Raw genomic sequence first — 21,144 nt, 5'->3', positions numbered from 1 at the left:
GATTTATTCTTCTATATTCAAATTTTCAGGAGTAGATTTGTTAGTAATTTGTGGGAAAGTAAATGGGAAACTCCATATTATATATGTCTTAATGGAAGCTTATTTTAAAAAGTAGATATTTTTAAAATTCAATTCCTCATGTAAACATTCCTCCAAATGGACATTTAACCCAGAATAGTTATCAAATTAAACATACCTTACTTTTAGGTTTGAAAAGGGAGAGTGAATTTGAAGAATGTTTTATCATGTGAAGGAATTACAATATCATGCAAAGCCTGATAGACCAGATCCAGTCTTTGCAAGAATGCTTCAAGAGGTTTTAGGTGGACAATGGGGAGAAATCTCTGTTGCTTTACAATACTTATTCCAAGGCTGGAATGTAAGAGGAAATGAAAAGTACCGTGATTTATTACTTGATACGGGTACAGAAGAGCTTGCACATATTGAAATGCTTGCTACGATGATTGCTCGTTTACTTGAGGATGCGCCGCTTCCAACTTTAGAGGCAGCTGCAAAGGATCCAATCATCAATGCAATTCTTGGAGGAATGAATCCTCAGCATATTATTGTTTCAGGTCTTGGCGCAATGCCAGCTGATAGTAATGGGAATAGATGGACAGCAGATTATATTGTAGCAAGTGGAAATTTACTTGCGGATTTTCGTATGAATTTAACTGCAGAATCCCAAGGACGCCTTCAAGTAGCAAGACTTTATGAAATGACAGATGATCGAGGCGTAAAGGATATGCTTGCGTGGTTACTAGCACGTGATACAATGCATCAAAATCAATGGTTAGCTGCTATTAAGGAGCTGGAGGAAAAAGAAAATATCATTGTTCCAAGTACATTCCCTAGAGAATTAGAGCATCGTGAAGTATCTCATGTGTTATTTAATACATCAGCAGGCAATGCAAGTGCTAAAGGACGTTGGGCTCATGGTCCGAGCCTTGATGGTGAAGGGGAATTCAAGTATGTTGAAAATCCCGAGCCTTATGCTAGAAAGCCAAAATTAAAACCAGCCCCACCGAGCCTTCATAATACACCACCGGAAGATCCAAAGCCGAAGTCAAAACGTAAATAGTAATAAAAGAAGCTCTATTAAAAATGAGCTTCTTTTTATTGCAGAAAAATCGACGTAATTTCCCAGGAAATCTGTTTCTTTTTATAAAATCGACTTAAACCAATACTCTCTTTACGTAATCACCATTTATATGTGAAATTGTGCTCTTATTATGCCTTTGGAATCGTGTCTACCCAACTCATATAATTCACCTATAGAGAAATAATAAAACAAGATTATTGAATTTGGCTATTTAGTGCTTTCTTTGGGCAGCTTTTTATGTCATGTTAATAAATAAAGAACTTTGATAGAATGAAATGACGATTAAGTAATAGGGGGAAATTTTGTGGCAATGCTTGTCCTTTTCTTCATAGTATTCATAGGGATACTGTTCGCGGTAAGTATTTATGTATATGATAATAGTCAGTTTAGCAAAATCACTGGCCATTCATTTATATCTGTACAGACGAATAAAGAAGTTAGATTTCTATATAAATTAGCTAAAAACTTGAAAAAAGTAGATGGAGATAATCAGCTATTATTCAATATTGACCTTCCACAGAGTGAGTGGAAAATCGATTGTATTTTTCTTCATGAGTCTGGCATTTATGTCATCAATGCTAAATATTCTAGCGGGTGGATTTATGGGGATGACCAGGATATTAAATGGGCACAGGCACTAGAAAACGGTAAAATGAATAAATTTCCTAATCCAATTATTGAGAATAAACTAAAGATACAAGAAGTAAAAAAGGCAATTCCAGAAGTAAGAGAAGACCTATATCAATCATTGGTTGTCTTTAATAATGATTGCTCCTTTAAAAAAATTGAGCTGCATTCTGAGGATGTAGATGTACTGAAAATAGATGAACTAAAAGCCTTTTTTGAAAACCGAATAGACTCTGCTTTAACAAAGAATGAGATTATCTCAATCCACTCAAAGATAGAGCCTTATATGGTTAAAAAGCAGCCTAAAGAAAAAGCGGCATTAAAGGACGAAACCTTAAGCTAAACGAAAAAGGGATTATCTCTATAAGGGATAGTCTTTTTTTATTGATTTTCTCATGGAATGACTAAATAAGGTAAAACCTGATGATTTTAATTCCATGGATACCTCCTTTTTTGAACAAAAAATTTACCTGCATAAAAATGTGAATGTTCTATTAATATGGAAATCTACCATGTACAATATAGAAAAAGTATTTAAGGGTGGGGGAAATGCGGAAATTCCATTATAGCTGGGTCATTCTGGCTGTTACGTTTATAGCGATTATTGTAGCTGGTATTATCAGGTCATCCTCGGGGATATTTCTAGATCCTTTTGAGTCGGAGTTTGGCTGGGGAAGACCTACGATTTCCTTTGCATTTGCGGTTTGCCTATTTTTATATGGCTTCTCGGGACCGTTTATGGCAGCATTTGTTGAGGTGTTTGGATTAAAGCGAATGATGCTTTTTTCTATGGTCATTCTTTCAGTTGGTCTTGGTTTAACGTTTGTAATGACAACTGAATGGCAATTGATATTAATCTGGGGAATTATGTTGGGAATCGGTTCAGGATTATTCTTAACGGTTTTAAGCACTCAGGTAGCGAATCGCTGGTTTGTAAAAAGACGTGGGCTAGCTGTAGGTATTTTAACTGCTGCAACGGCTACAGGACAGTTAATATTGCTTCCGGTATTAGCAAACTTTGTGGAAAATTATTCGTGGCGTTCTGCTATTTTATTAATATTTGTGTTAAGTGTTTTAATGTTACTTGTCATAGGGATCTTTATGAAAAGCTGGCCAAGGGATATCGGACTTGCCCCATATGGACAAGAGGCAATGCAGGTGGAAGAGGCACAGACATCTCAAACTCGCAACCCCTTTAAAATGGCCATTTCTTCATTATTAGAAGGAATAAGAGTAAAAGAGTTTTGGCTTCTAGCAGGTAGCTTCTTTATATGTGGCCTTTCGACTAGTGGGTTAATCGGAACCCATTTTATATCCTATTGTATCAGCTTTGGTATTCCGTTAGTTACTGCCGCTGCCATGTTATCCTTTATGGGTGTGTTTGACCTAATCGGAACAACGATTTCAGGCTGGTTATCAGACCGTTATGATAATCGATGGTTATTATTTTGGTATTACACATTACGTGGCATATCACTTCTCTTTTTACCCTTTGCACTAGCTGAAGGTTCATACACCTGGCTTGTTATTTTTTCAATCTTTTATGGGTTAGATTGGATTGCGACTGTCCCACCGACAATTGGCTTAACAAGGCAGAAATTTGGAATTGAAAAAAGTGCGATGATGTATGGATGGATTACGGCAAGTCATCAGGTTGGAGCAGGAGTGGCAGCTTATACGGGAGGTATAGTATTTAATGTCTTCGGTTCGTATATGTGGGCTTTCCTATTAGCTGGTGGTTTTTGTTTGTTAGCAAGTCTATTTGTTATTTTACTTAAAAAACATAATCCAAAAGAACTTGTTTAGTTTTTCAATCTCTGTGAATAGATGATATGATACTTACAGCAAACAAAAAGGAGTATGAGTGTGGGAAAGGTATCAAAAAGAGTTGCAAGTATTTTATATATGAAAGAACATGAAACACTTTTTTCCTGTCCTCTATGTAAAGAAAGTATGCATGTTACAGAAGATGGTCACGTAACATGTGGCAATCGTCATTCATTTGATATTGCAAAACAAGGCTATGTGAATTTCATGATTAAACCTGCTACATCGATGTATAGTAAAAGTTTATTTGAATCACGTCAGGAAATAATTAATAGTGGTCTATATAATCCACTGCAACAAACAATAGCAAAGCATATTGGAAGCGAAGTACGAACGATATTAGATACAGGCTGTGGAGAGGGTTCTCATCTAGAGAGAATTGGCAATCTATTAACACAGGACATTGTAGCTGTAGGAATTGATATCTCAAAAGAAGGGATCCAGTCAGCTGCGAAATTTTATGAGCAAAAAATCTGGTGTGTAGGAGATTTAGCGAATAGTCCCTACAAGAAGCAATCGATTGACTGTATCCTAAATATCTTGTCGCCTGCTAATTACGAGGAGTTTAGCAGGCTGTTAAAGCCAAAAGGTAAGGTTATTAAAGTGGTGCCTCAATCTGATTATTTGAAGGAAATTCGTAAACAAGCCTTTGCTAATTCCGAAAAAGAGAGTTATTCAAATGAACAGACAGTACAGCGGTTTAAAGAGCATTTTACGAATGTGTTGCAGGAACGTATTACATACACAATGCCACTTGAGCCAATGCTAGTACCAAAGCTTCTTGAAATGACGCCTCTTGGCTGGCATTTAGAAGAAGGCATTTCGTTAACTGAAATTACGATTGATTTGGACGTATTAGTAGGCGAGCTATCAAAAGTATAAATCAAGAAAAAACAAATAGTATATAAAGGTAGGAATGTAACGGTGTTATATGATTTTGCTGCAAGATTAGTTAAGGTATTTTTAACTTTAAATGGTTCAAAGGCGAAGATATATGGGAAAGAACATTTACCAAAAGAGGGCGGCTATATTATTGCTTGTACTCATAATGGATATGTGGATATTTTGAATTTAGGCGTTTCTTTATTGCCTCGTCATATTCATTTTATGGCGAAAAAGCAGCTGTTTGATATGAAGCTGCTTGGTCCACTAGTTTCTAATTTAAATGCATTTCCTGTAGACAGAGAAAATCCAGGACCTAGTGTTATCAAAATTCCGAGACAGCTGATTAAAGAAGGAAAAGTTGTCGGGATATTCCCTAGTGGAACGCGTTCAACGGAAAACACAGAGTTAAAGCAAGGTGCGATTACGATTGCTCAGCTATCAAAGGGACAAATTGTTCCGGCCGCTTACGTAGGCCCTAGAAATGTTGGCGAAGTAATGAAACGACAAAAAGGCTATTTAATTTATGGTGAGCCCTTCACAGTTGGGGCTGGAAAAGAAGCTCGTGAAGAAGCAACACAGCATCTGGAGAAGGAATTACTTCGTTTAACAGAAGAGTTGAAAGCAAAAACTAAATAAAGAAACTAACACTTTCCTTTGGGAGAGTGTTTTTTTTTAGGGAATTTTTCCGGTAGCAATTGATGTAAGGGGTGGCTTGGTTAACTGATTGAGGACTCTTTCGCCTTAAATGTACTGTGCTACTAAAAAACAGGGTAATACTAAAGTAAATGATACATTTTTTGGAGGAGAGCTATGGAGACAAAAGGCAGAAGAAAAAGCAGTAATGTAGAGGATCGTCGAGGGATGAGCAAGGGTGCTATAGGTGGCGGAATTGGAGGTGTAGGGATTATTATCGCTATTATCTTCACGCTATTTAATGGAGGAGACGCTGGGGATGTATTAAATCAAATAAATCCAGGACAAATTCAAAGTGGAAGCAATACAGAATATGTGCCGACTGCTGAGGAAGAAGAGCTGGCGGAATTTGTTTCTGTTGTGCTAGCTGATACGGAGGATGTTTGGCAGCAGTTATTTCAGGAGCAAGGCTTAACCTATGAAAACCCGAGCCTTGTATTGTTTACAGATAGCGTCCAATCTGGTTGTGGTGTTGCTGGTGCAGCGGTTGGTCCCTTTTACTGTCCAGCTGACCACAAACTATATATCGATTTAAGCTTTTACCAGGAGCTTAAGAACCGCTTTGGTGCGCCAGGAGATTTTGCAATGGCTTATGTAGTAGCCCATGAAGTAGGTCACCATGTACAAACATTATTAGGTACCTCCCAGCAGGTGCATGCTTTAAATGAGAAGGTCAGTCAGGAAGAGTACAATGCACAAACTGTAAGACTAGAGCTGCAAGCAGATTACTATGCAGGTGTATGGGCAAATCATGTACAGGATGCCGGTTATTTAGAGGCTGGTGATGTTAATGAGGCACTGACTGCAGCAAATGCAATCGGGGACGATACTCTTCAAATGGAAGCTCAAGGTTATATAGTACCAGAAAGCTTTACCCATGGTACGAGTGAGCAACGAGTAAGATGGTTTAAAAAAGGATTTGATAGTGGCACAATTGAGGGAGGAGATACGTTCAATGCAAGGGAGTTATAGTTCTTCCTTAAAACTTTATTTCACTACGAGCCATCTTTCACCTTTTTCTTTAATAATAGAATAGTGTATAATATTACAGTCGCATTTACTTTATAGGGTTTGCTTTTAAACCTTCATTTATATTTAACAATAACGGAAAAGAGAGTGAAATTAATGGGTCGTAAATGGAATAACATTAAAGATAAGAAAGCCGAAAAAGACAAAAATACTAGTCGTATTTACGCTAAATTCGGTACTGAAATTTATGTAGCAGCTAAAAAAGGCGAACCAGATCCAGAGTCAAACTCAGCATTAAAGTTTGTTCTAGAACGTGCTAAAACTTACAACGTACCAAAGCATATTATCGACAAAGCAATCGATAAAGCAAAAGGTGCCGGTGGAGAAGACTTTGACGAATTACGTTATGAAGGCTTTGGTGTAGGCGGAACAATGGTTATCGTTGACGCTTTAACAAACAATGTAAACCGCACTGCTTCAGACGTTCGTGCTGCTTTTGGTAAAAACGGAGGAAACATGGGTGTATCAGGATCTGTTACGTATATGTTCGACTCAACTGCTGTGTTTGGTATCGAAGGAAAAACTGCTGATGAAGTATTGGAAATCCTTCTAGAGGCTGATCTTGATGCACGTGATGTTTTTGAAGAAGAAGACAATGTTATCGTTTACGCTGAACCAGATCAATTCCATGCAACACAAGAAGCATTCAAAGCTGCAGGAATCACAGTGTTTACAGTTGCCGAGCTAACAATGCTACCTCAAACAGAAGTAGCGTTATCTGGAGATGATGCAGCTAAATTCGAAAAAATGATCGACGCTTTAGAGGATTTAGAGGACGTTCAGCGCGTGTATCATAATGCTGACTTAGGCGAGTAATAATACGAAATAATATGTAATAACCCAGTAGTTTTCAATTGCTACTGGGTTTTTCTTATTAATCTTGAATGGTACAAAAGTTCTAAAACGGATAAACTCCTCTTGATTATATTAATGAAAAATAAGAAAAAAGACATTTAAAAATTCAAAAGATGTCATTTTTTGTCGATATATAAGATTAGAAGTTTATAAAGGAGTGAATAGATGATGAAGAAGGAAAAAAAGCTATCAAGGCAAATACTTTCCATCATTGTGATTATATTTATTTTCCTATTAGGAATGTATGTTTTTACAATGAACTACAACTCCAAGGAATCTGTTAAGGCAACTATTGGAGACCGAACGATTGAAATTGCAGAGAACATGCTCAATTTCATAGATGAAGAACAATATCAAGAGCTTGCAGATAACCCTGTGGAAAGCGAGTTGTATTGGGAGCTAAGAGAGCAGCTAAATGAACTGCGTGAAATAAACGGCGTGCTATATGCTTATACATATGCAGTGCCAAAAGAAGGCGAAGAGGTTACGTTTTTAGTAGATGGTATGCCGGCAAATGATACTGAAAATGCGGCTGCCATAGGGGATACATCTGTTTCTACAACCTATGAGCATCTTCAAAAGGTTATTAAAAACGGTTCCTTCTATTCGGATTTACTAAGCAGTGACTATGGAGAATACATTTCTGGAACAATTCCTATGAAGGATGCAAGTGGAGAGGTAGTTGCATTTTTAGGAGTAGATATCGATGCTTCTTATGTTGATGAAGTAAGCTCTGCCGTTGCAATGGATATTGTACCGAAAGTAAGTATCATTTTCTTACTTATTGTTTTAGTTGGCTTGTTCATAACATATCGCTATGTAAATAAATCCTTAAAACCATTAAATGTACTAAAGGACGCTTCTGAGCAGCTTGCTGAAGGTGATTTGAAAGGTGTAAACGATACACTTTCATCATTAAATTTAAAGAGTAATAATGAAATAGCTATCTTCTCAAAAACATTCTCAAATGCGCTGAATAGCTTGTCAAATTCGTTATTAAACATTCATACGAAATCTAAAAACCTGGAACAAGCAGTAGCAGATATAGATTTGACGGCTACAGAGGTGGCAAATTCTAATAATATCATTGCTTCAAGTATTATAGAAATTGCCTCAAGTAGTGACCAACAGGAGGCAAGTAATAACGAAGTTACCCTGGCTATGAATGAAATGTCGGTAGGAATTCAACGCTTAGCGGATTCAACATCAGATATGGCTGAAGCTTCAACTGATATGACAAATTTAGTTGAGACAAGTGTTGACCATGCAAAACGTGTAGTCTCCCAAATTCAAAATGTAGAGACATCTGTGTTACATACAGAAGGGTATGTACGCGAAATGAGTGATAAATTCAAGTCTATCAAAGACATGGTATCTGTCATTACAAGTATTGCAGATCAAACTAATCTTTTAGCTTTAAATGCTGCGATTGAAGCTGCACGTGCAGGAGAAGCAGGTAAAGGCTTCGCTGTAGTAGCTGATGAAGTGCGAAAGCTTGCAGAAATGTCTAGAAACTCTGCAGACGAAATTCAAACATATCTTGAAAACTTCTTATTAATTAGTGAAAAAGCTTTAGTAGAGATGGATAACAGCACAGAAGAAGTAAAAGCTGGTAATCAATCCGTTATAGAAATCGGAGAAAAGTTAAGTCAAATCTTAACGGTAGTGGTTGATGTGAATGCTAAAATTCAGGATGATTCTGCAGTAATTGAAGAAATGTCTGCAAGCTCTGAAGAAATTCTAGCTTCAACTGAGGAAATGCAAAAATTAGTTATCAACACTACAAGCCAAACGAAAGAAGTGGCAGGCTCTTCAGATGTTCAAGTAGAGATGGTCCATAAATTAGAGGATGTTGTTCAGCTACTTGATACAACTTCTAAAGAAATGATTGAAGAAATTAGTAAGTTTAAATTTTGAAATTAGAAGCACATTCACCGAGATTGGTGGATGTGCTTTTTTTGATAGAGTGTGACAATGAAAGCTAGTGGTGGTTTGCAAGAAGCGATACCCAGGACAACAAAGAGTTTAAATGCATAATTTACCCCAAAATCTTAAACTCTAAACTATTAAATTACAAAACAATTATCAGAATAGTTGCTCTTTTGGTAAAAATCGTTAATAATAGAATGGTAAACTTCGAATTGCTAAATATGGAGAGGTGTGTAAGAAAAATGGTAACTTTTAAAGATTATGAATATAATAGACCAAACTTAGACGAAGTAAAGGATAAAGTTAGAGCATTAATTGAACAATTTAAAAATGCAGATTCTGTTGAAGCACAAAGTGAAGTAATCGAGAAAATCAATAATTATCGCAACGACTATTCAACACAAGCAAATCTTGTATATATTCGAGCTTCAATCGATACAAATGACGAGTTTTATCAGAAGGAACGAGATGTTTTAGATGAAATCGATCCACAATTTGAGGAGCTTCTTTTTGAATACTATACTGAGCTAGTTAAAACACCTCATAGAAGTCAGTTAGAAGAAAAATGGGGAACACAATTATTTGCTTTAGCTGAGAACCAAATTAAAGCATTCTCTCCTGAAATCATCGAGTTAATGCAGCAGGAAAATAAGCTGGTTTCTGAATATAGCAAGCTTGTAGCGTCTGCACAAATTGAGTTTGATGGCAAAACATTAACTCTTGCTCAGTTAACTCCATATGGAGAGTCAACTGATCGCAATGTACGTAAAGAGGCTATGGAAGCTCGCTTTAACTTCTTTAGTGAACATGGTGCAAAGTTTGACGACATTTACGATCAGCTTGTAAAACTTCGCCATAAAATTGCAACAACATTAGGCTACAAGAATTATGTTGAATTAGGCTACGTTAATATGAACCGTATTGACTATAATGCAGAAATGGTTGCAAACTTTAGAGACCAAGTGCAAAAGCTAATTGTGCCACTTGCAACGAAACTATATGAACGCCAAGCAAAACGTATTGGTGTGAGTGACTTTAAATATTATGATGAGGGGTTAAACTTCTTAACTGGCAATGCTAAGCCACAAGGTAGCCCGGAGTGGATCGTAGCGAACGGTAAAAAAATGTATGAAGAGCTTTCACCTGAAACAGGAGAGTTTTTCAACTATATGATTGACCGTGAACTAATGGATTTAGAAGCGAAGAAAGGGAAAGAAAGTGGTGGCTATTGCACATTCATCGATAATTATGATTCACCATTTATCTTCTCTAACTTTAATGGTACTTCTGGTGATATTGACGTACTGACACATGAAGCAGGACATGCATTCCAGGTGTACTCTAGCCGCAATATCGGAATTCCTGAATATCTGTGGCCGACATATGAGTCAGCTGAAATTCACTCTATGAGTATGGAATTCTTCACATGGCCATGGATGGAATTATTCTTTAAAGAAGAAACAGAGAAATACAAATTCTCTCACTTAGCTAGTGGATTATTATTCTTACCTTATGGGGTTGCAGTAGATGAGTTCCAGCATGTAGTTTATGAACATCCTGAAATGACACCTGCAGAGCGTAAGCAAGCGTGGAAAGAAATCGAAAACAAATACTTGCCACATCGTGATTACGATGGCTACGAATATTTAGAGGCGGGCGGCTTCTGGCAACGCCAAGCACATATTTATGCAAGTCCATTCTATTACATCGATTATACACTTGCTCAAGTTTGTGCATTCCAATTCTGGAAGCGTTCAAGAGAAGACTTTGATTCTGCATGGAAGGACTATCTTCACCTTTGTGAATTAGGTGGTTCTATGCCATTTACTAAGTTAGCTAAAGAAGCTGGTTTAATTTCACCATTTGATGATGGCTGTGTAGAATCAGTAATTGGAGCTATTGAAGAATATTTAAACTCTGTAGATGATTCAAGCTTATAATATGAAAAACTCTCGGGATATTCCGAGAGTTTTTTTATGTGATAGGATATAATAAAAAATAGAATGAATTCTCTAAATTAGAAAAATATAGATAAGCAGCTCTATATACATAGAAGAAAATTAAAATTAGTCTATCATGGATGAATAGGAAATAATTATCAATGCAACAATATGGAAAGAGGTGATGTTTGGTGACAAAAAAAGTCTGGTTCCAAGTAGGAATTGGTATGATTATTGCGCTATTAATAATTAAATATATAGTTGAAATTCATTGGATATTTAATCCGCTTTATATTATTATCAAAACGATTTTTATCCCCTTATTATTAGGTGGAGTTCTATATTATATTTCTGAGCCATTACAGAGACTAATGGAAAAGAAGGGTGCTCCTAGATGGGCAAGTATGTTAACGATAGTCTTATTGTTGGCGGGAATTGTTACAGGGATTTTGCTGATGATAGGTAATCCAATCTCCCAACAGGTTAATAATTTAGTGAAGAATGCACCAACTATAGAAGACAATATTATGGATGCTGCAAATTTTGTATTCGATAATAAAGAAAATCTTCCACCACAGGTTGAAGAATTTGTAGATTCTGTTTCAAGCTCGATTCAAAATATAATGATGACGGGTAGTAAATACATTGTAAGCATAGTCAGTGGAACAGTAACAGCGACCTTTACATTGATTCTAGTCCCATTTTTCTTTATATACATGCTGAAGGACCATGAAAAATTTGCACCCAATATTTATAATATCTTTACAGGAGAAAAGCGTACTTGGGTAAAAGAAACATTAGCTGATATTGATAATGTTCTAAGAAATTATGTACAGGGCCAGGTGCTTATCAGTCTTATCCTTGCGACGATGATGTATTTGGGGTACATGATAATTGAATTGGAATATGCATTATTACTAGCGCTGTTTGCTTTCTTTATGAACATGATTCCATTTATAGGGCCGTGGATTTCTTTAGCTCCTGCACTTGTCATTGCGATTATCCAGGACCCAATATTGGTAGTATGGGTAGCTGTTATTACACTCGTTGCCCAACAGATAGAAAGTAACTTAATCACACCAAATATTATGGGGAAATCCTTAGATGTCCATCCATTAACGGTAATTACAATTGTATTGGCGGCAGGAAACATCGGAGGCTTTTTATTCATCATCATTGCAATCCCGACCTATGCTGTTATTAAAGCCATTGTAATTAATATATATGAAGAACGAAAAAAGATTAAAGAGGCTGCAAACAAAACAGTTTAATAAGAATGAAACGAATTGCAGTATACCTATTAAGGTGTACTGTATTTCATTTTAGTGTATTGTAGAACTAGTAAAGTAAAGATCGTCACTATTAGAAGCATAAAGGAGTTCATTATATACATGTTAACATTTGAACAAAAACAAGCAATTATCGAATCATTCCCAGAGCTAACAAAAAAAGAAATATCCATGAAGAGAGTAAACTATCATTTTGAAGAAAGTTTATATGAAAAAACAATTGTAGTTGAAAAGTTACATCCTAATGGAAATGGTTTTGTATATATAGGGGATTTATTAAAATACGAAAAAGTGGCAAATGACAAAGGATTAGTCAATATAAGAGACTTTAGTGAGGCGGAATTGCGTGAAATCATTCGTGACGCAATTGATTTTTTATCGGAAGACCGAGATATACCAGTTGTCGAGAAATGGACATCCCGTGAAGGGGTTACATTAGAGCTAAGACATCATCAAAGGGACTGGAATATTTATTTCCAAGAAAATTTAGAAGAGACTTTTGGTGCTCGCGAAGAAGCGGTAGCATATTTACTAGAAGAAGGATTTAAGCTGAAAAAATAAAGGAGTAGCTTTATGAATGGAAAAAAGGTAGCAATATACTTTGTGGGATTCATTATCTTGGTTTGTGTATTAATTGTCGTAGCAATGCAAATATTCTTTAAGACATATGAGCCTAAAACGAATAATGAGGAAGACTCAGTTTCAATTAAGATCCCTGAAAGTGAAGGGACTCAACATTTAGATATAGCATAAATAATAAAAACCAAACGAAAATTAATTCGTTTGGTTTTTTACTTAAAAGAACAGATTTAAAACTAAGAAAATAATTCCCGCCATTACAGCTGAAATTGGCATAGTAATTAACCAAGTTAGAACGATTTTACGTGCAACGCCCCATTTAACGCCTTTAACACGCTGTGCAGAACCTACACCCATAATTGCTGAAGAAATTACATGAGTTGTGGAAACTGGTAAATGGATAACTGTCGCCCCGAAAATAATGGAAGCTGATGCTAAGTCAGCTGCCACACCATTTACTGGACGAATCTTCATAATTTTACCACCGACAGTTTTGATGATTTTATAACCACCGATTGAAGTTCCAAGCCCCATTGCGATAGCACAGGCAACTCGTACCCAATCTTGAACCTCATCTGTTGTTTGTAAACCGGCTGCAATCAATGCCATAGTAATAATCCCCATTGCTTTTTGAGCATCATTTGTACCATGGGTAAAGGATTGGATTGCCGCAGTAACAATTTGCACTGAACGGAAGCCTTTGTTCGTTCGGTAAAGATTTAGATTTTTAAACAGTACTTTGAATATCGACATAAATAAAAATCCGATGGCTAAGGCTAAAAATGGTGAAGCGATTAACCCGATTAAGATATTCGTAAATCCACCATAATTTAAAATGCTAAACCCAGCTGCAGCAATAGCAGCACCAGCAATTGAGCCGATTAATGTATGAGAAGAACTTGATGGAATACCGAAGTACCATGTAAGTAAGTTCCAAGTAATAGCAGACAGTAACGCCGCTAAAATAACGATAGTTCCAGTTGTATCATCGGCAGTAGCATTTAATGCGAATGGGTCAACAATATCCTTGGCGATTGCCTTAGCTACACCAACAAAAGTAATTGCCCCAATAAAATTCATAACAGCAGCTAATAATACAGCAACGCGTGGTGGCAATGCACGAGTAGAAACAGAAGTAGCAATTGCATTTGCTGTATCATGGAAACCGTTAATAAAGTCGAATGCTAAAGCAAAGATTACGACTAATATTGTTAGTATTAATATAGTATCCATTTATAAATTCTCCTGATCTTACGCGTTACGCATAATAATTGTTTCTAATGTGTTTGCAACATCTTGACATGAGTCTGCAATTTCTTCAAGCTGGTCGTAGATATCACGCATTTTAATTAAACGAATAGGATCCTTTTCATTTAAGAATAATTGCTTTGTTGATGAACGAGAAATTTCATCGCATTCACGCTCATAATCCTTGATAAGGATAATATGCTTACGCATTGCAATTAAATCCTTCTTGTTTAAAAGGTCAGTAGCCGCAACAATTTCATCTGCACTTCTTGAAATGTATTCAAAGAATTTTCTCATTGAATCATCAATTTCAGTGAATGAGAACATTTCAAAGTGTGCTACACAATGCTCTGCTCCATCTAAAACGTCATCCATTTTATTAGCTAATGCTAAAATGTCTTCACGCTCAATAGGAGTCATGAACGATTTATTTAACATGACGATTAACTCATGAATTAAATGGTCACCATCAGTTTCATATTTTTTCATTTTAACGCTTAGCTCTTTTAAATCAGCAACTGATTCAATTTTGAAGTCTCTAGCGTAATGTACAGCTTCTCTCATATTTTCTGCGATCTTGTGTAAAGATAAGAAAAATGGATCTGGTTTTCTTGAACTAAACATGGAATTGCCCCCTGATATACGTGTGATTAAAAAAGTTAAATTAAACCTAAATCATCATAACAAACTATTTGCAAAATCAGTACAAAAATTTAACGCGAAGTCTATAAAATTTACATTGCCGTAATATTACCTAGTGTTCAATTGTATTATTTGTAAAATAAAGGAAAATGAAAGGAGGTAAGTATATTTTGAATAAGAAACTTCTTATTTAATATACTTACCCATTTATTTTATTTTATGAAGGATTATTTCTTTAAATAATCTTTCAGCTCATTTTCTAAAAAAGGCTTTGCAGATAAGAACTGTGTAAAGGCATGATATCTTTCTAGTTGAGCAGTAGATGGCTTTTTACCAGTAAAATATGCACGAATTAAAATGTTCTTGGGTGTATGCTCAATATCGATAAATTCTAAAATTTGAGTAGAATAGCCAACAAGTGTTAGCAGCTCGGCTCTTATGGAGTCAGTAGCTAAAGAAGCAAATCGTTCTTTTATTAAGCCATGCTGAGTCATAATTTCCAAGGCTGGCGACTCCAGCTGACGATTCAGCTCATGCTGACAACAAGGCACACTTAGAATAACTTTTGCTCCCCATTTAACTGCACGTGCTAAGGCCATATCAGTTGCAACATCACAGGCATGCAAAGTCACGACCATATCTACTGAATTCTCATCATTATAATCATTGATATCTCCAACTAAAAATTCAAGTTGCTCATAATTTAAGTCCTGAGCAATCTGGTTACATTCCTCGATAACTTCCTTTTTCAAATCTAGCCCAGTAACTCGGATATCTAATCCCTTTTCAATCTTCAAATAGTGGTAAAGTGCAAAGGTTAAATAAGATTTACCTGAACCAAAATCGAGTATTCTTATTTGTCGATTTTTTGGTAAATGCTCTAACGAGTCATGGATGAATTCAACAAACCGATTGATTTGTCGGAACTTATCGTACTTTTGCTTTTTAACTTTTCCCTCTTCTGTTTGCACACCCAGGCGAATCAAAAATGGGTAAGGAGTAGATTCGTCTAAAAGATATTGCTTTTTTCGATTGTGAGAGAAATTGATTTCTTTAGCCTCGTTTAGCTTTTCGGTTTTCCATAAAACCTTATTTTTTTTGGATAATTGAATATGGATATTTTGATTTTTAAATTGTGCATGTATTTGACGGAATTGTGGTAATAATATATCGAAGGAATCCGAGAAATGCTCGAGTATAACATTTTCGTGCTTTAAGATTCGCTCATATTGATATTCAATTTGAATATGATACACACCCTTAAGCTCGAGAGGCTTCAGTTTTACACGCTTCAAATCATTTGACTTTTGTCGTGGTTGACTAATTGTGGCGTTTATAAGTTCCTTACTATTTATAAGATTTAAAAATTCTGTTTTCATTTGATCGAAATCCATAGGTATCAGCCTTTTCTAATAAATTGTTGGCATTAGTTTAACATAGCTGCGTTTGTAAGTGTTAAATTCTCACTTCAGTGATTGCTTCATTATTAGGAGCGAAATGACGATGGGGGATTGAAATATTATTTTTTTCTAAATTATTAAATACTTTAAAACGGAAATATGTTAAATTAGATTCAACGAAATAGAGTTATTTCTTAATAATAACTTTAATTTACTTCATTAACAGACTCTATTAAAAAAATACATAATTATAAATTAGGGGGATTAGGGATGTCAGATCAAGCGTTTCAATTGTTGGCAATTGTGATTTACTTGCTTGCTATGATTATTATTGGATGGTTTGCGTATAGAAGAACGAAAAGTTTAAACGATTATATGTTAGGTGGACGAGATTTAGGTCCAGCTGTCACTGCGTTAAGTGCAGGGGCTGCGGATATGTCCGGCTGGTTACTCATGGGGTTACCGGGGGCAATTTATGCAACGGGTTTAGTTGAGGCATGGATTGCAATCGGCTTAACAGTGGGTGCTTGGTTAAACTGGTATTTTGTTGCACCACGTTTACGTGTGTACACACAAATTTCGAAGGACTCTATTACAATACCGAGTTTTTTAGATAATCGCCTACGTGATAATACAAAGTTAATCCGTATTGCAGCGGGTATTGTTATATTAGTTTTCTTCACTTTCTATGTATCATCAGGGATGGTATCTGGAGGGAAGTTCTTCCAAAGCTCATTTGGATTTGACTATCACACAGGATTGATTCTTGTAAGTGTTGTTACGGTTGGTTATACATTATTTGGCGGCTTCTTAGCCGTTAGTTATACTGACTTTTTACAGGGTCTAATCATGTTTTTAGCTTTAATATTAGTACCGATTGTCGGGATCTTCTTTACAGGTGGTATTGGTGAAACAGTTGATACTATTACAGCGATGAAACCGGAACACTTTAATTTATTTGCTTCAACTGCAACTGTTGCAGGTGTTATTTCATCTGTTGCTTGGGGGCTTGGTTATTTTGGACAACCCCATATTATCGTTCGATTTATGGCTATTAAATCTGTAAAAGAGACAAAGCAAGCTCGTCGTATTGGTATTGGTTGGATGATTTTAAGCTTAATAGGTGCAACATTAACGGCACTTATCGGGTATGCTTATTTCCAGCAAAACGGTCTAACACTGGATGATCCTGAAACAGTATTTATCGTAATGGGTCAAATCTTGTTCCACCCATTCATTGCAGGGATTATGCTTGCTGCTATCCTAGCTGCGATTATGAGTACGATTTCTTCTCAGCTAATCGTAACTTCTTCAGCATTAATCGAGGATATGTACAGAGCATTATTTAAAAAAGAAGCATCAGATAAGCATTATGTTACTGCAGGGCGAATTGCTGTTCTTATTGTTGCAATTGTCGCAGCTATATTAGGATGGAATCCAGAGAACTCTATTTTAGACTTGGTAGGGTTTGCGTGGGCTGGTTTTGGTGCTGCCTTTGGACCAACGATTTTACTTGCTTTATATTGGAAGAAGCTTACGAATATAGGGGCATTAGTAGGGATGGTTGCCGGAGCTGTAGTAGCCTTTGTATGGGGACAAAGCGAGACACTATCAGGAATGCTTTATGAAATCGTACCTGGCTTCATTATAAACTTAATCTTAACAGTCATCATTAGTTTATTGACTTATAAACATAACGCTGAAATTGAAAAAGAATTTGATGATACGTTAGAGCTATTGAAATCAGACAAAGAAAAGTAAAAATTGTGTCTCAAAAGTTGAATGATGACTTTTGAGGCATTTTTTATAGTGAAGTGTTGAATGACTTGATTTAGGGAAGAAGCGTAATTGAAATGGATTTTAAGCATATACTATATGATACGATAGATTGAAATCTATAATGGATATATTACATCCAAAGAAAAAGAAGGATATTGAACGCTTATTACTATAGATAAGCTGTGTTTTCAAACGGGGAGGTATATTAGTGACAAATTTGCAAGAAGTGGAAACAATCATTGAAAGAGCAATTTTAGTAGGTGTCAATTTACAAAACGATCGCAATTTTGCCTATTCAATGGAAGAATTAGAAAGCTTAGCAGAAGCACTAGAGGTTGAAGTAATCGGAAATGTCATTCAAAATTTAGAAAGGGTAAATCCTTCTCACTATGTAGGAACAGGTAAAATCATCGAAATTAAAAATTTTGTTGATGAGTCTGAAGCAAACCTTGTTATTTTTAATGATGAACTATCACCTTCTCAAATTCGCAACCTAGAGCGTGATTTAGAATGTAAGGTAATTGATCGTACGATGCTGATCCTTGATATTTTTGATCGACGGGCAAATACGAGAGAGGCGCAAATGCAGGTAGAGTTAGCTCAGCTGCAATATATGTTGCCTCGACTAGTTGGGCTACATGCTTCACTATCACGTCAAGGTGGTGGTACAGGTGGAGGATTTAGAAACCGTGGTGCTGGGGAAACAAAATTAGAATTAGATAGACGAAAAATTGAAGACCAAATCGCCAAATTGCGTAAGGATCTTGAGGTTGTAAAAAATATTAGGGAAACGCAAAGAAAGCAACGACGTAAAAATGAGGTGCCAGTTGTATCCCTTGTTGGTTATACAAACGCTGGGAAATCCACAATCATGAATCGTCTTCTTAAGAAAATCGGACAAGAGGACAATAAACAGGTATTTGAAAAGGATATGCTGTTTGCGACACTTGATACATCTGTTCGTAATATCGAATTACCTGATAAAAAGACTTTTTTACTAACAGATACTGTTGGATTTGTAAGTAAGCTTCCTCACCATCTAGTTAAAGCCTTCCGTTCCACTTTAGAAGAAGCGAGAGATGCTGACCTTTTATTACATGTGGTGGATGTATCAAATGAACAACATCCATTTATGATGGATGTTACGAACAAAACATTAAGTGAGGTTGATGTTGAGGGAGTTCCTACCATTTATGTTTATAACAAATCTGATTTAGCAAATGTGAAGTACCCATTAGTGAGTGGAGATAATATTTGGATTTCAGCACAAGAAGATGAAGGATTAGATGAACTAATCGAATTGATTCGTCAGCATGTCTTTTCAGACTATGTGGAGTGTGAAATGCTCATTCCATTCGATCGAGGGGATGTTGTATCGTACCTGAATTCAAATGCGCAAGTAAAGGATACAGAATATGAAGAGCTAGGGACAAAGCTTCTAGTGGAACTGAAAGATGTTGATTTGAAAAAATATGAGCAATATGTAATAAAATAAGCAGAGTGGGTAACGATGAATATATCGTTACCTTTTTTGATTTTCTAAAAGCTTGAGGGATTATTGGTGATAGGTATTTGAAACTATATTGATATACCAAACAAAAGCGCGAATTAATTAAAAAATAATGAAAATAGAGAAGAAATTGAAATTTCTAACTTTTTTATAATATATTGAAAAAACTTTCATTATGATTTAATGTAGTAAAATGCACTTTTGACAGCTGAAGGGGTATAACTTAAATTGTCAGAAGATATGAACAATAAACGGAAGAGGGTAAATCTTTATGTATAGTAAAGAAGAAATAGTCAAATCCGTTCCTCAAAAAGGGTTTTTTGGACATCCTAAAGGATTATTAACATTATTCTTTACAGAATTTTGGGAGCGATTCTCATATTACGGAATGCGTGCCATTCTTATCCTTTATATGTACTATGAGTTACATGAAGGCGGATTAGGATTAGATCGAGGAACAGCAAACTCACTTATGGCTCTATATGGGTCGTTAATTTATATGTCTAGTATTATTGGTGGTTGGTTTGCAGACCGCATTTGGGGTACTCGTAAAACAGTATTCTATGGTGGCGTACTCATCATGATTGGGCATATTGCTTTAGCATTCCCAGGCGGACTTACAGCATTATTAATCTCGATGGCATTTATTATCATCGGTACAGGGCTATTAAAATCGAATGTATCCACAATTGTGGGAGATATGTATGCAGAAGGCGATAACCGTCGTGATTCTGGTTTCAGTATCTTCTATATGGGTATTAACATGGGTGCTTTCATTTCTCCACTTATTATTGGATGGGTTGGAGAAAACTATAATTTCCATTTAGGGTTTGGTATCGCTGCTATCGGTATGCTACTTGGATTAATAGTTTATTACGTAACACAAAAGAAATTTTTAGGTTTAGCGGGTCTTGAAGTTCCAAACCCATTAACACAACAAGAGAAAAAGAAAACAATACTTCGTGTTGCAATTGGTATAATTGTAATTTTAATTATTGGCCTAATTTTATATACAACTGGCAATTTAACGATGGCAATCTTCAGTTTAATCATTACGACACTTGGTGTATTAATTCCAACGATTTTCTTTATCGTTATGTATCGTAGTCCTAAAACTACAAAGGACGAGAAATCTCGTGTATTAGCTTATATTCCATTATTCATTGCTGCGGTTATGTTCTGGGCGATTCAAGAACAAGGGGCAACAATTTTAGCAACATATGCTGATACTCGTACAAACTTAATGGTTGGAGATTTTAAAATTCCTGTTTCATGGTTCCAATCTTTAAATCCATTATTCATCATTATGCTTGCACCTGTGTTTGCATGGTTATGGTTGAAGCTAGGAAGTCGTCAACCATCTACACCTAAGAAATTTGCTATCTCACTATTCTTTGCAGGTGCTTCTTTCTTAGTAATGATTATTCCAGCTTCAATGTCTGGCGGTACAACGCTTGTTAGCCCATGGTGGTTAGTTCTTTCCTTCTTCTTAGTAGTAGTAGGGGAATTATTATTATCACCAGTTGGTTTATCGGCTACAACAAAACTTGCCCCAGCTGCATTTGCTGCTCAAACAATGTCTTTATGGTTCTTAACAAGTGCTGCAGCCCAAGCCATTAATGCTCAGCTAGTTCGAATCTATGAGGCTGTTACAGAAATTACGTACTTCGGTACACTTGGTGGTATCTCTATTGTAATTGGTGTGCTTTTATTAGTATTAACGCCTATTATTTCCAAAGCGATGCGCGGAGTAAATTAATGAAAAAAGAGGTGTGATTTTATTCACGCTTCTTTTTTTATTTATTTTCAG

General features: G+C 35.9%; 18 protein-coding genes. 15 read left to right on the top strand and 3 right to left on the bottom strand.

Annotated elements, in window-relative coordinates:
* Nucleotides 1–235: 235 nt before the first annotated feature.
* The 12 genes from LG296_RS17840 (at nt 236) to LG296_RS17785 (ending at nt 12,929) form a co-directional block, all read left to right on the top strand.
* On the top strand, nt 236–1,081 hold the full coding sequence (locus LG296_RS17840) for a manganese catalase family protein (RefSeq protein ID WP_107934736.1): 846 nt from the start codon (nt 236–238) through the stop codon (nt 1,079–1,081).
* 331 nt (nt 1,082–1,412) lie between these two features.
* Nucleotides 1,413–2,072, top strand: coding sequence for a nuclease-related domain-containing protein (locus tag LG296_RS17835; RefSeq protein WP_235867617.1), 660 nt, complete (start codon nt 1,413–1,415; stop codon nt 2,070–2,072).
* Nucleotides 2,073–2,278: 206 nt separating this feature from the next.
* Nucleotides 2,279–3,535 (top strand): MFS transporter, encoded by a 1,257-nt coding sequence (locus LG296_RS17830; RefSeq protein ID WP_107934738.1) that lies wholly within the window; start codon nt 2,279–2,281, stop codon nt 3,533–3,535.
* A gap of 60 nt (nt 3,536–3,595) precedes the next feature.
* A complete protein-coding gene (locus tag LG296_RS17825; RefSeq protein WP_107934739.1) occupies nt 3,596–4,438 on the top strand; it encodes a putative RNA methyltransferase in 843 nt (280 codons plus the stop codon).
* Between the two features lie 42 nt (nt 4,439–4,480).
* Nucleotides 4,481–5,077, top strand: a complete 597-nt coding sequence (locus LG296_RS17820; RefSeq protein ID WP_107934740.1) for a 1-acyl-sn-glycerol-3-phosphate acyltransferase — start codon at nt 4,481–4,483, stop codon at nt 5,075–5,077.
* A 174-nt stretch (nt 5,078–5,251) separates the two neighbouring features.
* Complete coding sequence (locus tag LG296_RS17815; protein WP_107934741.1) at nt 5,252–6,106, top strand: neutral zinc metallopeptidase; 855 nt, start codon at nt 5,252–5,254, stop codon at nt 6,104–6,106.
* A 153-nt stretch (nt 6,107–6,259) separates the two neighbouring features.
* Nucleotides 6,260–6,979 carry a YebC/PmpR family DNA-binding transcriptional regulator gene (locus LG296_RS17810; RefSeq protein ID WP_107934742.1) on the top strand — a complete coding sequence of 240 codons (720 nt, stop codon included), beginning with the start codon at nt 6,260–6,262 and terminating at the stop codon, nt 6,977–6,979.
* A gap of 207 nt (nt 6,980–7,186) precedes the next feature.
* Nucleotides 7,187–8,935 (top strand): methyl-accepting chemotaxis protein, encoded by a 1,749-nt coding sequence (locus LG296_RS17805; protein ID WP_107934795.1) that lies wholly within the window; start codon nt 7,187–7,189, stop codon nt 8,933–8,935.
* Nucleotides 8,936–9,189: 254 nt separating this feature from the next.
* Complete coding sequence (locus LG296_RS17800) at nt 9,190–10,887, top strand: M3 family oligoendopeptidase (RefSeq protein ID WP_107934743.1); 1,698 nt, start codon at nt 9,190–9,192, stop codon at nt 10,885–10,887.
* Between the two features lie 191 nt (nt 10,888–11,078).
* Nucleotides 11,079–12,158 carry an AI-2E family transporter gene (locus tag LG296_RS17795; RefSeq protein WP_107934744.1) on the top strand — a complete coding sequence of 360 codons (1,080 nt, stop codon included), beginning with the start codon at nt 11,079–11,081 and terminating at the stop codon, nt 12,156–12,158.
* A gap of 120 nt (nt 12,159–12,278) precedes the next feature.
* Entirely contained in the window at nt 12,279–12,737 is a 459-nt protein-coding gene (locus tag LG296_RS17790; RefSeq protein WP_107934745.1) for a hypothetical protein, read from the top strand.
* 12 nt (nt 12,738–12,749) lie between these two features.
* Nucleotides 12,750–12,929 carry a hypothetical protein gene (locus tag LG296_RS17785; RefSeq protein WP_107934746.1) on the top strand — a complete coding sequence of 60 codons (180 nt, stop codon included), beginning with the start codon at nt 12,750–12,752 and terminating at the stop codon, nt 12,927–12,929.
* Between the two features lie 42 nt (nt 12,930–12,971).
* Here the strand turns inward: LG296_RS17785 and LG296_RS17780 are convergent, their stop codons facing one another.
* The 3 genes from LG296_RS17780 to LG296_RS17770 form a co-directional block, all read right to left on the bottom strand.
* Nucleotides 12,972–13,988 (bottom strand): inorganic phosphate transporter, encoded by a 1,017-nt coding sequence (locus tag LG296_RS17780; RefSeq protein ID WP_107934747.1) that lies wholly within the window; start codon nt 13,986–13,988, stop codon nt 12,972–12,974.
* A gap of 18 nt (nt 13,989–14,006) precedes the next feature.
* Entirely contained in the window at nt 14,007–14,627 is a 621-nt protein-coding gene (locus LG296_RS17775; RefSeq protein ID WP_107934748.1) for a DUF47 domain-containing protein, read from the bottom strand.
* 245 nt (nt 14,628–14,872) lie between these two features.
* The gene (locus tag LG296_RS17770) at nt 14,873–16,039 is read right to left on the bottom strand and encodes an SAM-dependent methyltransferase (protein WP_107934749.1); all 1,167 of its coding nucleotides are present in this window, start codon (nt 16,037–16,039) and stop codon (nt 14,873–14,875) included.
* Between the two features lie 276 nt (nt 16,040–16,315).
* Between LG296_RS17770 and putP the strand changes: the two genes are divergently transcribed.
* From putP to LG296_RS17755, 3 genes are all read left to right on the top strand, one after another.
* On the top strand, nt 16,316–17,806 hold the full coding sequence (putP, locus tag LG296_RS17765; RefSeq protein ID WP_107934750.1) for a sodium/proline symporter PutP: 1,491 nt from the start codon (nt 16,316–16,318) through the stop codon (nt 17,804–17,806).
* Nucleotides 17,807–18,032: 226 nt separating this feature from the next.
* Nucleotides 18,033–19,319, top strand: a complete 1,287-nt coding sequence (gene hflX, locus LG296_RS17760) for a GTPase HflX (protein WP_181417999.1) — start codon at nt 18,033–18,035, stop codon at nt 19,317–19,319.
* Between the two features lie 286 nt (nt 19,320–19,605).
* A complete protein-coding gene (locus LG296_RS17755; protein ID WP_107934751.1) occupies nt 19,606–21,093 on the top strand; it encodes a peptide MFS transporter in 1,488 nt (495 codons plus the stop codon).
* Nucleotides 21,094–21,144 lie beyond the last annotated feature (51 nt).

This window comes from Ureibacillus chungkukjangi, assembly GCF_044795995.1.
Lineage (GTDB): Bacteria > Bacillota > Bacilli > Bacillales_A > Planococcaceae > Ureibacillus > Ureibacillus chungkukjangi.
This window is presented reverse-complemented; position numbering and strand designations above follow the sequence as displayed.